A 12,145-nucleotide genomic window follows, 5' to 3' on the forward strand; every position below is an offset into this window, starting at 1 on the left:
CTGATTATTTGATTGGCTCAAACCTATAATACAATTTCGATGCAATCCAAGCTCCAACAACCATTTCAATCCAACTTAGTGGCAAAGCTATCCATAGTATATTCCATTCAGACAATCCCATATTTGCGGTAGCAACCCAAAAGATTACAAATACTGCAGACCAAACTATTGTACCTGAAATCATTGCCGACCGATTTGAATGTCCAAAAACGCTTGCATACAGCCAAAAAACGAATACAAGAACACCAGTTAATAAAGTATCCCATAATCCCCAAATAGCAAATATGCCCCAATCCATTTCTGCAACGCCTTCTTTATTGTTGAAAAAGGCCTTGACTCTGGGCATCACCAAAACAAAGTAGCGAAACACTTCTGATACATTAATCCAAATACTCGTGATTAATGTGATGATAACGAATCGCTTTGGATTAAAAATAGAGTTGGACATTTCAATTGATTTTTAGAGTGGTTTTGATTTCCTCCAATAGTTCTTCGGGCGCGGGAAAATTTGGTGTAGAACGATAGATAGCGACTGATTTTTCCAAATCGTCTATTCGGCCTACCAAATCGATACTTCGGTCTGAAAAATGTGCAAAACGCAAATCTTTGGGATTGACGATTTTCTGGTCTATCAAAAAATCTATTTTTTTAGTACAACGACAAGGATTTTCAGGATTTACTAGACCGCATTTGTTATTGAGGAAACTTCTAACTTTTGCTCTTGAACGTGATAGTTTCTGCCTGTAATTTTCAGAAGAAATACCTAAGATTTCCGAGCCCTCTACACCATTGAATCCTAGAATGTCTGTCAAAATGTAAACCATTCTATCGATTTCGTTCAAACAGAGTAATAAACCTTGTGTACAGCTTACTTTTACCTCTTCTTCCAAAAGCGAAAGCTCGCCTTCATTCTTGGTATATCGCACCTCATTGGAATGCCCCAAATCGATCAAGTCAGTATAATCCTTAAAAGGCATTGCAAATTCTTTTGAGCGTTTTCCCTTATGATTGAGCAAGTAATTTGTTGCTATTCTGTAAACCCATGTTTTGAATTGGCTTTTATGGTTAAAGGTGCTGAGATGAGTGACCACTTTAATCAATATTTCTTGGGTCGCATCTTTTGCATCCTCGGGAAATAACAGCATTTTAAGGGAAAGGTTATAAACCAGATCCTTAATTTTCAATAATACCTGTTCAAGTGCTTCTCTGTCCCCTAAGTTTGCTTTTTGTACTAATGCGCTGAGATGGTCTTTCATATGTTTTTATAAATTAGACAATTTGTGGTATACGAGTGTGACTAAAAGGATTAAAATTTTTATGTTAAACTTTAGTTTGCAGTTTTCGGCTTAGAGAGGCAGAGCTTAGAAAAAAAAGATTTGAGAATTTTGTGTCGCTCTCCTGCTTGGAGAAAAGGACCAACATATTGACAAGCTGAAATTGAATATAGTATCAATGACTTTTTTAGTGAAGCTATTTGCCTAGAATATAGTATTTCGTAAAGCATAGGGAGGGTGCCAAAATGGAAATTTTCTATTCAGGTGAATGGAAATAACTGTAACATTTTCTCTTTTTAGATATCCTTGATTATAAACATATTCTTAAATCGAAATATGAAATCCAAACTTTTTATTTTTTTATTTGTCAGCACGGCATTTTATCACGTTAACAGTCAAACCAAAGAACTACAATCTTTTCTCGACACTTACACTAAGGAAAACCATTTTAACGGAAACATCCTAATAACAAAGAATGATAAAGTTTTGTTCTTTAAAAGTTATGGTATGGCCAATCAGGAATTCGATATACCAAACAACAGAGAAACTAAGTTCAAGGTAGCGTCTATCACCAAATTGTTCACTAGTGTATTGATTTATAAATTAATTGATGAGGGTAAGTTGACTTTAGAAAAAACAATCTATGAGGTTCTGCCGAATTATAAAGGCGAGGGCACTAAAAAAGTGAATATTCACCAGCTATTGACCTCTACCTCTGGCATTGAAGGCCTTGAAAGTGGTGGAGATATGGTTTATGAGAAAAAATACACTTCTGATGAAGTATATCATAAATTCGCCAGCGGGAAATTGGACACTATTCCAGGCACAAAATTCAGTTACAATAATGCCGATTATATCATTCTTGGTAAGGTGTTGGAAGAAATCCACCAAAAACCTTTCAAGACCATTTTAAAGGAACAAATTCTTGACCCTCTTGAATTGAATAACACAGGAATTCTTAACTATAAAGTTATTGATAATCTCGCTACCACTTACTGGTGGAATACAGAGGCAAACCAGTTCGAGAGAGATATTCCGTACTATGGTGAAAACTATGGTGCTTCAGGAAATATGTACTCCAACTTGGGCGACCTGAATACATTTTCGAATGCTCTTTATAGTGGAAAGTTAATCAGCGAAAAGTCCTTAACCAAGCTTCTTGAGCCTGTTGAGGGTGTCAAAGATTTTGATTCCTATGCAAGCGGCCTGTGGTCATTTTCCTTTCCTATTGGTAATGAACAGCGCCATCACGGTGCTTCGAGACCTGGTAATATTTGGGGGACAGAGGGTATGTTGTTCAGATTGATAGAAAAGGAAATGAATATCACCATCCTATCCAATGGTATGGGTAGTTCTGATATGTGGGCGATACTTCGGAAAGTACAACCTATTCTTTACAAACAATAGTTCATTATTAATTACTAAGATGAAACAATATTCAGTGGCACCGCATAATACATAGGATACTTTTCGCGATATTAGGCCAGATGACTTTCACCTGACCCGATGCAATAGTTTTCTTTGCTCAGCTGATAGTGCTCTTTTGCTTCCTAAATGGAAATCCTTGGGTTTTTAGATACATCTTTCATTATGTTGAAATTTTAGATTAAACAATATTTGAGCAGAAACCAAACGGAAGATAAAATCTTGGCTCAAAAGGAAACGGAATAAATGAGCAGGGGATAAAGCGATGGCTTTATACCGTAGTCTTTTGATGAAAGTATTTTACGAGTTTAACTTGTGGGTATATTGTATGATATTTAACTTCTATTTATAATTGTCCTTTTCTAATAATCACTGGACAAGTATTGGACTAAATCAAAAATAATGTCAAAACAACCCAAATAGAACGAAATAATATGTAATACCCGAATAATGGAGAATTCTGTACTTATTCTGTACTATGTAGAAAACAAAGGGCTTCACGTTTTCGTGAAGCCCTTTGTTTTCTAGTAGCGGGAACTGGACTCGAACCAGTGACCTTCGGGTTATGAGCTTTAATTACACAGCAGTCAATTTTAAACAAAACTCTACAAACACTATGTTTTACAATACACTATGTAAATTTTGATTATAGATAATAGTATTTAAAAGCATCTTATTCTGTACCTATTTTGTACCCTTTCATTTTAAATTTTATTATCTTTACACTATGGCAAGTGTTAAGATTGTACGCAGAAAAAATAAGCAGAGGAAAGACGGTACTGCTCCACTTGCTATTCGTATTAGTAAGGATTACAAAACTAACTATGTCTTCATCGGTCAGTACGTTCTCGAAAAAGATTGGAATAAGGATGCGGGCCTTGTTAAAAGGTCGCATCTTAATTCTAAAAAACTCAACAACTATTTAAGAAAGAGATTAACAGAAGCTAACGATTTGTATCTAGCCAATGTAAAACCTTTGTCTACAAAGCAAGCGAAAGAAAAACTAAAGGGGCCAGGAGGCACACAATCTTTTTTTGAATTTGCAGCAAAGCGAGTAGAACGTAAATTTAATAAAAAGGTCTATTCGGTTGCCAAATCAGAGATGTCCATTCTTTATAATCTTTCCGAATTCCTATCTAAAGACGATTCAATACCTATTGAGCAATCACGACTTGAAATTAAAAAAAGAAGAAAAGAAAGAACTAGCAAAGCTAGAAAGAACGAGCTTCATTTGAAGGATGCCATTACAGCTTTCAAGAAAAATAAAAAGCTTCACTTCCAAGATATTTCAGATGCGTTTATAAAAAATTATAAAGTCTTTTGTAGTTCGCACCTTGAGCATAAAACAAGAACCATTACTAATCAACTTATTTTCATTCGCACTTTATTCAATAGTGCAATAAAAGAAGGAGTTGTGGACGCTACTTTCTATCCGTTTTCCGGAGAGAATGAAAAAATCAAAATAGGAACGAGTCACAAAATTGGTCTTGTTCCAAATGAAGTAGAACGGATTGAATCACTAAAACTAGAAAAGCAGACAAGCATTTGGCATAGCAAAAACGTGTGGCTCACAGCTTTTTACTTTGCAGGAATACGAATATCCGACGCCGTGCAATTGAAATGGGCTGAAATTAAGGACGGTAGACTTTTGTACACAATGGACAAAAACGAAAAGCCTGTTAGTTTAAAAATTTCGGACAAAGCATTGAAAATCATAAACAGTTATAAGCCGCAGAAGAATGAAAATAACGGTTACGTCTTCCCTTTTCTTAAATACGTAAACCCACAGGATGAAGAAGATTTGTTCCGAAAAATCAGAAATGCCACCAAGCTTTTCAATAAATATTTAAAGCGTATCGCTACTGCCTGTGATATCGACAAGAATTTATCCAACCATATTGCGAGACATACTTTTGGTAATATTGCAGGCGATAGAATTCATCCACAAATGCTCCAAAAATTGTATAGACATAGCGATTTGAAAACTACTTTGAATTACCAAGCAAATTTTATTCATAAAGATGCAGATGAGGCTTTAGATAGGGTTGTAAATTTCAAATAGGGTCTAAATGATCTCAATAGATAGACTGTACTAAGCCTAGAAAATTACTTAAATTTGATTAATTAACTGCCAACCCAGATTGAGGTGTTATTGTGATGTACATAGCTCGAATATTAGAGTTCGTTTTTTAGATTTTGCTTTTACAGCTTCGCTCTCTCTTCGTTCGTGAATCTCGTAGACTCGATTTCGCGAAAGCGTACTTCTTTCTTTTCTTCGGCATATTTCTTTTCAACTATTAAAGGTTTTTTATTGGGTTCGTCCATTACAAAAAGGGATTGCAACATTGCGACCGTTGGTTTGGTTTGTTTCTTTTCTACATCACGCATTATGGCGATGACAGCGTTGATTCTTTTGAGCAACTTAGCCTCGATAGTACGTCCGGTTGGTCCTAACTTTTCCTTTGGGGAAATCTCGTTATAGAGGAAAAAATCAAGGATGTTTTCCATCGCCTCGGTATGCGTTTTAAAGTGCATTTTGGAAAATTCCTGAAACCGCTTGGCAGTTTTTCGTTTGAACCTGATAGTGATGAATGAATCCATTTCCTTCCGCTTTTTTAAAGATTTGACGTAAATCCATCCCTATTTACTGGTGTTCCAAGACCATTTGACGCAAATTGTTGGAATTTTTAAATCCTGTTTGTTTTTAAGTAATTAAAAATCAACGGATTAAAACGAAAATGGAATATGTAACGCGGCGCAGCCCGTTACCCTCTTGCTATTCCTTTTCGTCACGCGCAAGCGTGACAAAAATCCATACAATCCGGCTAAAAAGCCGATTGCCATTTTCAGGGAAAATGATTTTCCGATATGTTATTTTTCGATGTGCAAGGCTATCGGCGAAAGTCGAAAAGTGGATAACCTTACTTTAATTTGAATTCTGAATTTCAGCGAAAGAAAGATAGTGATTTTTTCTTGATGTAGGTTTAATTACACACAAAAACACCTCTGAAAATTCAGAGGCGTTTACCTTATTGTTTCAAAATTTCATATATTAAATACATAGGTGTAGGAATACAAATTGCGAAGTGCTTCTTCCTCTATCATCGTTTCAAAACAGCCATAATTTTCTTTAACGTATTTGCGAATGCTATCCCCAAATTTTCGTTTCACATCTTCTTTGGACGTTTCCAAAAGTCGGTTTTGAGCTTCCTCGCTCAAGTCTGTAAAATTGAGATATACAATAGCGATAGATTTTAATATTCACTTGATAACATCAGCGTATCATTTACAAAAAACAACCGCAGTTCATCGAGTGGAAAATCGGTAGCACGATAGCCGTGTTTTTCTAAAATGTTATCGTTGCCATCGCTGTAAATTATTTCGGCTTCGTAACCCGAATAATCCTGTTTTTCTTCGGGCAATCTTTTAAAATCGATAGTGATAAATTCGCTTCGGTTCATCAGACTTTTTGCAATTACGGAAGCATCCGTAATGAGCCAAAAACATTCGGCAACTTCCGATAGATATTTCAATCCATCGGTAAATCGTGTTTTCAATAGCGGGATTTGATAGAACATTTCTGTTCCATTAAAATATTGCAACCGCTCTTTAATTGCGTTAACTTGTGCTTTCATTGTGCATATATTTAATGTGTGAATAATGAAAAAGAGGGCGCAACTTTCCAGAGGAACGCCCTCTTTAATTTTAAGTCCTACTTGTCGTTTTTACTCCCAAGTAACAGGATTTCATCGGCTACCACTTCGGTAACATAGCGTTGGTTTCCATCGTCCGTGGTATAGGTTCGGGTCTTTAGTTTTCCCGTAATCCCAACTTCCTTGCCTTTTTCGACATATTTCTCAACGATTTCAGCGGTCTTGCCCCAAGCCACTAAGGTATGCCAGTTGGTGTCCGTTTGCTTTTCGCCTTTGCTGTCTTTGTAATACTCGTTCGTGGCGAGTGAGAAGCGGGCTACTTTCTTACCGCTTTCAAGGTTCGTAATGGTTGGCTCTTGTCCAACGTTTCCAATCAACTGTACGTGATTTCTAATAGTACTCATAACTAAATGGTTTTAAATGCCCTTTACAGGCTTGATTAATATTTCCCTTTTCAATTCAGATGAAATTTTAAGGGGTGTTTGTTCTTTTCTTTCGTGCATCGCACAATGGATAGAGTGGGTTTTGTCAAGACTTTTAGGGAATAAATCAGGTGTGTTTGCGACGTAGTAAATCCGACCTTTTTCGGCGGATTTCAAGGAAGTAGATACCTTATTTTTCACTAAAACTTGCCACGGTCTTGACAAGTTCCATAAGGGCATTAGCAATTCTTTTAAATCCGGTCACGATTTGAGCGTACCGACAGTTAAGCGAAATGAGTGGCTGGGTTTAATGTAGAATTGGTTATGCCGTGCCTGTTTTTCGACGACCCGAAAAACAACAAAGGCTTTATCCATTATAAACCCCTTAAAATGTATAAGACAGCGGTTCGGTTTTTAAGGATTTTCGAGTGAGGGCTCAAGAAGTCCGCGCCGAAAATCCTGTTAAGAAAACCGAAGTGATGGCTTTCCGATGAGAAAGCGGACTTAATTCACAATTTTGGCTTGGGAATGTAGTGTTCCTTTCCAGCATAGCGGAAAGGGTTAACGGAATGGAAAGCTGAAATTGGGGATTGTGTCCAAGATATTTGTAGTGAAGCTCTTTTCCCGGAATGAAGAGCAACGGAATGTAGGGGAATGTGCTGAACGGCATTGTATCTCGGTTTTTATAGAAGAACCTGCCCAACCTAAAACTGGAGAGATAGTGTATGAGAAAACGTCAAAATTTTTTAAATTAACATTCGAAAAATGACCCGCGATTTTATCCATATCAATGACTTCGTAATTTTAGTTGAAGAAGCAAATTCATCTAAGGTAGAAGTGGATGCGTGTTATTTTGATGAGCCCATAGTAGCTGTCGCTTTTTATGGTTCGGGAAATGTAGATTTAGCGGTTAAATACGGTGAAAAACGAAAAGACTTTCACTACACTAAAGGCCTATCCTTTGCTTTTTATGCAGATGAAAAAGTAGAATTTGAGCATACCGTTAGCCCCGATAAAAGTTTAAGATGTATTGTCGTTGCTACAAAGATGAGTAAGCTCGAAGAACTTCCCAATGAAGAAGGCGAGTTGTTTTCTGATTTGTTGAATGAACTGGTCAATCCTAAAGACCACTACGTCGAGGGGCCAAGTTTTTTTATGACACCAGAGATGGAAAACATCGTGGATGCTTTTTTCTCTAACACCTATTCAGGAAAAACCAAAATGATGTTTTTTAGAAGTCAGATTACTGCGTTGTTATCTCATTTCTTTGGTCAACTTTCATTAAAACAAGAAGAAGCTTCGAAGCCACTACATAGAGAGCAATTGAATAAGGCAAAAGATATTCTTCTGGAAAATTTAGAAAATCCACCTTCACTTTCAGAGCTTTCAAAGGCGATTGGTTTTAATACTACCCGACTTAAAAAAGAATTTAAAGCCATTTTTGGAGTTCCTGTTTTTAAATATCTACAAAATGAAAGACTTACTTCTGCGCATAAACTCATAAGTGAAAATGAAGCCACAGTACAAGAAGCCGCGTGGCAAGTGGGGTACGATAGCCTTAGTTCATTCTCTAACGCTTTCGCGAAAAAGTTTGGCTATCGCCCAAGCCAGATTAAGTAATCCAAAAATTCACTGAAATTCTTTTCTAGTCCATCGGTAAAAATGCGAGACTCAAAAAGAAAATGTTGGTTGTCATATGTACCAAAAGTGGATATTGAAAACCAAAGGCAACCCTTGTATATCCTGCAATAGTTGCGCTGAATAGTTGTGGAAGTGTTAGAATAGGCATCCACAAAAGGTTGACTAAACTTAACACAAAATTAAAAATGTGTAACCAAGCAAAACTTAGGCAAGACAAGTAGTATATCACTCTAAAATTCTTCTCCCAAAATTGCCGTAACACTAAACAAATGTTCTTTTTTCTGCAAACGGCATACGTAATTAGAACTATTATAACAGCGGTTATTACTCTATACCATAATGAGTCATCTATAAGCGATAATCTACTTTTAAAGACTGCCTTAGTTAGAATGTAATATGAAAATCCTCCGGTGGTTAAGGCAAGATATATTGGATTAAATTTTAGTGACAGTCTAAAGGTCACTTCTTCGAATAGAGGTAACACAATTCCACCTACTAGCAGTAAGAGTAATGGAGAAAAACGTTCCGCCATACTTGTGGAAGTCAAGTTTTCAGGGTCATAGATAAACTGAAGTAATGATGCGACTACTACTGAGAAAACCACCTTAATTAAAAAGAGGCCAATGGTATCATAGACTTTGTTTTTCGTGCTTTTTTGCAGCCCTGTATTATAGACAGGGGATTTAATAAAAGCACTTAAGTCCTTTATCAAAGACCAATAATATTTTGGTTTAATTAATGGATAGGGTATCACCATCTTTCTTTTACTTTAAAATTGATTCACCTCTTCATAGAACTAAAGTGACTAAGGGCATTGTATTTTCATCAAAATTTAAAAGCTCCAAAACCAATTTTGGTATATTGGAGCCTTTTTAAATTCATTTATTAATCTGTGGTACTGAGGCGTTCCAAGCCCCAGTTACTGCTACTTTAGCTGCATACTCGGTAAAATCGATAGGTTTTCTACCCAACACTTTTTCAACATCATTAGTCACTTCGGCTAATTCAGGATTGCCCAATACTTCAGTAAAAAGGTATTCGATAAGCCACACAAAATCCTCGGGAATATTGGCTTGACGCATTCCATCGCTATATTCCTTCACTGAAATAGGAATGAAGGTAAGTTCACGATTACTTGCTTTGGCAATTTCATTTACCGCATCTTTAAAAGTCAAGGTTCTCGGACCAGTAAGTTCATAGATTTTCCCGTTATGTTCATCTTCAGTTAAAGCTTTGGCAGCCACAGCAGCAATATCATCAGCATCAACCCAAGGGATATTTGCCTGTGCTTGTGGTAAAGCAACCACACCTTCAAGTACTGGTTCTAGTAAGAAGTTTTCACTAAAATTCTGATTAAACCAGCTTGCGCGAACAATAGTATACGCTAACCCTGAGTGGATTATAACCTGCTCGCAGAGTTGCGCTTCACGTTCTCCTTTTCCTGAAAGGATGACCAGTTTTTTCACATTGGCTCGTTTTGATTCTTTCACCAATTGCTCAATAGCTTGCAATGCTCCAGGAACTGCTAAATCAGGCTGATAGGTAATATAGACTTTATCTATTCCTTCTAAAGCTTGTGCCCAACCTGCGGGCTGATGCCAATCAAAAGAAGGTGATGCACTACGTGAACCTATTCGCACGTTTTGACCTAATTCTTCTAAAAGGTGAACCACTCGTTTTCCTGTTTTTCCGGTTCCTCCGATAACTAAAATGTTTTCTGTTTTCATTTTTCTTCGTTTTTAAATTGATATTAATTTCTCCTCCAATATTATGAGGGTTTTTTGATATTACTTTTTATACTATATGTGTTGAATGTTCCTTTTTTTGAATACTTTGAGATACCAATACAGAGTTGTCGTTGTAATGAACTCTAGTCCAATAAACCAAAACCCAAAATCGATAAAGAAGTCAGAATATGTGCCGCCATAAGGCAGAACTGTAAATGGCACTGTGATAAGTGCATCTAAAACTGCAGATATGATGAAAAAAATCAGTCCTACTCTCAATCCGTGAGTATTAATACTATTTCGGTAATAGAGTTTTGCTCCATACCAAACCACGGGGACTATGACTATAGATAACCAAATATTGGCTTGCTGTTCTGCATCTTCTAAAAGTGGCACATAGAAGGATAATGCATATAAGCTCACGCCAATTATCCAAATAAGTATTCCAATGCTAATTACTCTTGTTAGTTTCACAACTGTTCGTTTATTGATTAATGAATATTTTGTTCGCTGTATCATTTTGAATATATCAAGCCTATTATCAGCAGTGTGAATGATGTGAATGAGGCTATAGTACGCTGTATATGCCAGCGGTTCCAAGGCTGCTCAAATTTGGTTCGTAGTTCCTTAAGCTCAATAGTCAAAAGGTTTTCTAGTACGGTTTTATCAAGCATTTCGTTGAGTGGTACATTTTTAAAAACTGTTATCAAACCGACACCTATAAAGAATAGAATGGCTGCAAGCATAAATGACCAAAATGTCGTGGGATGTGCGTTGCGATGCAAATAGGCATTAATGAACAGTAGAATCACAGGTCCAAAAAAGGTGATGAGAAAACTGCGGTTAATGATGGCGCGGTTCATCGCCTTAAATGACTGCAAGAATCCTAAATCATCCAGTCTGCCGATTCCTGGGGTGATGGCATTAGACCACGTAAAACATAATCCTGCCGTAAGTCCTGTAAATAAGATGCCAAGCATCAATACGATAATTTTAAAGTTGATTTCCATTTTTATTATTTTTTATGGATGATATCCAGGTTAATAAATCTTGATACTCTTCGCTGGTGAGTTTTATTTTCTTGCCTTTTGGCATTCGCTTTTTAATGAACACCTACTTGTATACATCATTTGACCAGCCATTCATATTATCTTCAGTGAAGACACGTCTACGATTGCGTTTCTCGTGACAGACATTGCATTTGTTTGTAAGAACCGTAAACGCTCTTTCCTCTATCGGGTCTTCTTTAGATAGACCTGCATACGCTAGACCTTCATATCCATCAGATGATGTGCGAGGGTCATTTTGTCCTGCTATAATTGCTAGACAGGTGGCGACAATTAATTTTGCTAATGTGTTCATTTTTAAAAGGTTGATTGGCAATTATGGTACAAAGTTGCGGAGATATACTCCCAATCATTTATTCGAGCGGAAATATGATTTGTTCGAAAAGTTCATTCCCATAAACTGATTTAGAGTTCTTTAGAAAATCTGACTGTTTTATCTTCTAATTCTTTTCTAAAACTCTCTTCTATAATTTCACCTTCTTTAAAGTTGTCATAAAAAGATGGTAACGAATATGTTCCTATGAGTTTTGCTCCAAGAAATGGAAAATAGGTGCTTGCCCCTTGCAGTACAGTTGCTCCACCTCTTCCTCCGGGGGAAGTTGCCATAAGTAGCATAGGTTTCTCCTTCCAAATTTTCATATCTAAACGTGATAACCAGTCTAAAGTATTTTTAAATACTGCGGCATAGGAACCATTATGTTCTGCTAAAGAGATAATAAATGCATCTGCCGTATTGATGATTTCATCTAATCTCTTGACGGCTGTGGGGATGCCATTCTCTGCCTCGTAGTCTTCCCCGTAAACAGGAAGTACATAATCATTCAAATCGATAGATATGATTTCTACATTTTTCAATAAGCTAGCTGTGTAACCTACTAAAGCTTTGTTGATTGATTTTTGACTGTTGCTGCCTGCAATTGTGATTACTTTTTTCAT

The 12,145-nt window shown here is 36.6% G+C and carries 14 protein-coding genes; 3 read left to right on the forward strand and 11 right to left on the reverse strand.

The genetic code is table 11. The features are described 5' to 3' along the window. Positions 1–4: 4 nt before the first annotated feature. The gene (locus tag HYG79_RS10985) at positions 5–448 is read right to left on the reverse strand and encodes a hypothetical protein (protein WP_179242137.1); all 444 of its coding nucleotides are present in this window, start codon (positions 446–448) and stop codon (positions 5–7) included. 1 nt (position 449) lies between these two features. Beyond that, the gene (locus tag HYG79_RS10990; RefSeq protein ID WP_179242138.1) at positions 450–1,256 is read right to left on the reverse strand and encodes an RNA polymerase sigma factor; all 807 of its coding nucleotides are present in this window, start codon (positions 1,254–1,256) and stop codon (positions 450–452) included. Positions 1,257–1,610: 354 nt separating this feature from the next. Here HYG79_RS10990 and HYG79_RS10995 point away from each other — a divergent pair, with 354 nt between their 5' ends. Further along, positions 1,611–2,681 carry a serine hydrolase domain-containing protein gene (locus HYG79_RS10995; protein ID WP_179242139.1) on the forward strand — a complete coding sequence of 357 codons (1,071 nt, stop codon included), beginning with the start codon at positions 1,611–1,613 and terminating at the stop codon, positions 2,679–2,681. A 745-nt stretch (positions 2,682–3,426) separates the two neighbouring features. Continuing rightward, positions 3,427–4,761 (forward strand): tyrosine-type recombinase/integrase, encoded by a 1,335-nt coding sequence (locus HYG79_RS11000; RefSeq protein ID WP_179242140.1) that lies wholly within the window; start codon positions 3,427–3,429, stop codon positions 4,759–4,761. A 140-nt stretch (positions 4,762–4,901) separates the two neighbouring features. On the opposite strand, the gene HYG79_RS11005 is transcribed toward HYG79_RS11000, so the two are convergent. From HYG79_RS11005 to HYG79_RS11020, 4 genes are all read right to left on the reverse strand, one after another. Beyond that, a complete protein-coding gene (locus tag HYG79_RS11005; RefSeq protein WP_179242141.1) occupies positions 4,902–5,300 on the reverse strand; it encodes a BfmA/BtgA family mobilization protein in 399 nt (132 codons plus the stop codon). A gap of 444 nt (positions 5,301–5,744) precedes the next feature. Continuing rightward, entirely contained in the window at positions 5,745–5,942 is a 198-nt protein-coding gene (locus tag HYG79_RS11010) for a hypothetical protein (protein WP_072316413.1), read from the reverse strand. A gap of 11 nt (positions 5,943–5,953) precedes the next feature. Then, positions 5,954–6,334 carry a DUF6876 family protein gene (locus HYG79_RS11015; protein ID WP_179242142.1) on the reverse strand — a complete coding sequence of 127 codons (381 nt, stop codon included), beginning with the start codon at positions 6,332–6,334 and terminating at the stop codon, positions 5,954–5,956. Positions 6,335–6,411: 77 nt separating this feature from the next. Beyond that, entirely contained in the window at positions 6,412–6,756 is a 345-nt protein-coding gene (locus HYG79_RS11020; protein ID WP_179242143.1) for a single-stranded DNA-binding protein, read from the reverse strand. A 783-nt stretch (positions 6,757–7,539) separates the two neighbouring features. Here HYG79_RS11020 and HYG79_RS11025 point away from each other — a divergent pair. Continuing rightward, the gene (locus HYG79_RS11025) at positions 7,540–8,394 is read left to right on the forward strand and encodes a helix-turn-helix domain-containing protein (RefSeq protein ID WP_179242144.1); all 855 of its coding nucleotides are present in this window, start codon (positions 7,540–7,542) and stop codon (positions 8,392–8,394) included. 899 nt (positions 8,395–9,293) lie between these two features. Here the strand turns inward: HYG79_RS11025 and HYG79_RS11030 are convergent. From HYG79_RS11030 to HYG79_RS11050, 5 genes are all read right to left on the reverse strand, one after another. Continuing rightward, complete coding sequence (locus tag HYG79_RS11030; protein WP_179242145.1) at positions 9,294–10,142, reverse strand: NmrA family NAD(P)-binding protein; 849 nt, start codon at positions 10,140–10,142, stop codon at positions 9,294–9,296. 72 nt (positions 10,143–10,214) lie between these two features. Beyond that, positions 10,215–10,616: a DUF5367 family protein gene (locus tag HYG79_RS11035; protein WP_179242146.1), complete on the reverse strand. Its 402-nt coding sequence runs from the start codon at positions 10,614–10,616 to the stop codon at positions 10,215–10,217. Between the two features lie 41 nt (positions 10,617–10,657). Beyond that, positions 10,658–11,152, reverse strand: coding sequence for an anthrone oxygenase family protein (locus tag HYG79_RS11040; RefSeq protein ID WP_179242147.1), 495 nt, complete (start codon positions 11,150–11,152; stop codon positions 10,658–10,660). A 103-nt stretch (positions 11,153–11,255) separates the two neighbouring features. Next, a complete protein-coding gene (locus tag HYG79_RS11045) occupies positions 11,256–11,504 on the reverse strand; it encodes a hypothetical protein (RefSeq protein WP_179242148.1) in 249 nt (82 codons plus the stop codon). 110 nt (positions 11,505–11,614) lie between these two features. Beyond that, a complete protein-coding gene (locus HYG79_RS11050; protein WP_179242149.1) occupies positions 11,615–12,145 on the reverse strand; it encodes an NADPH-dependent FMN reductase in 531 nt (176 codons plus the stop codon).

This window comes from Costertonia aggregata, from assembly GCF_013402795.1.
Lineage (GTDB): Bacteria > Bacteroidota > Bacteroidia > Flavobacteriales > Flavobacteriaceae > Costertonia > Costertonia aggregata.

Excerpts from the sequence above, each read along its gene's own strand:
- HYG79_RS10985 (WP_179242137.1), bottom strand. The coding sequence starts at position 448 with ATGTCCAACTCTATTTTTAATCCAAAGCGATTCGTTATCATCACATTA.
- HYG79_RS10990 (WP_179242138.1), bottom strand. The coding sequence starts at position 1,256 with ATGAAAGACCATCTCAGCGCATTAGTACAAAAAGCAAACTTAGGGGAC.
- HYG79_RS10995 (WP_179242139.1), top strand. The coding sequence starts at position 1,611 with ATGAAATCCAAACTTTTTATTTTTTTATTTGTCAGCACGGCATTTTAT.
- HYG79_RS11000 (WP_179242140.1), top strand. The coding sequence starts at position 3,427 with ATGGCAAGTGTTAAGATTGTACGCAGAAAAAATAAGCAGAGGAAAGAC.
- HYG79_RS11005 (WP_179242141.1), bottom strand. The coding sequence starts at position 5,300 with ATGGATTCATTCATCACTATCAGGTTCAAACGAAAAACTGCCAAGCGG.
- HYG79_RS11015 (WP_179242142.1), bottom strand. The coding sequence starts at position 6,334 with ATGAAAGCACAAGTTAACGCAATTAAAGAGCGGTTGCAATATTTTAAT.
- HYG79_RS11020 (WP_179242143.1), bottom strand. The coding sequence starts at position 6,756 with ATGAGTACTATTAGAAATCACGTACAGTTGATTGGAAACGTTGGACAA.
- HYG79_RS11025 (WP_179242144.1), top strand. The coding sequence starts at position 7,540 with ATGACCCGCGATTTTATCCATATCAATGACTTCGTAATTTTAGTTGAA.
- HYG79_RS11030 (WP_179242145.1), bottom strand. The coding sequence starts at position 10,142 with ATGAAAACAGAAAACATTTTAGTTATCGGAGGAACCGGAAAAACAGGA.
- HYG79_RS11040 (WP_179242147.1), bottom strand. The coding sequence starts at position 11,152 with ATGGAAATCAACTTTAAAATTATCGTATTGATGCTTGGCATCTTATTT.
- HYG79_RS11045 (WP_179242148.1), bottom strand. The coding sequence starts at position 11,504 with ATGAACACATTAGCAAAATTAATTGTCGCCACCTGTCTAGCAATTATA.
- HYG79_RS11050 (WP_179242149.1), bottom strand. The coding sequence starts at position 12,145 with ATGAAAAAAGTAATCACAATTGCAGGCAGCAACAGTCAAAAATCAATC.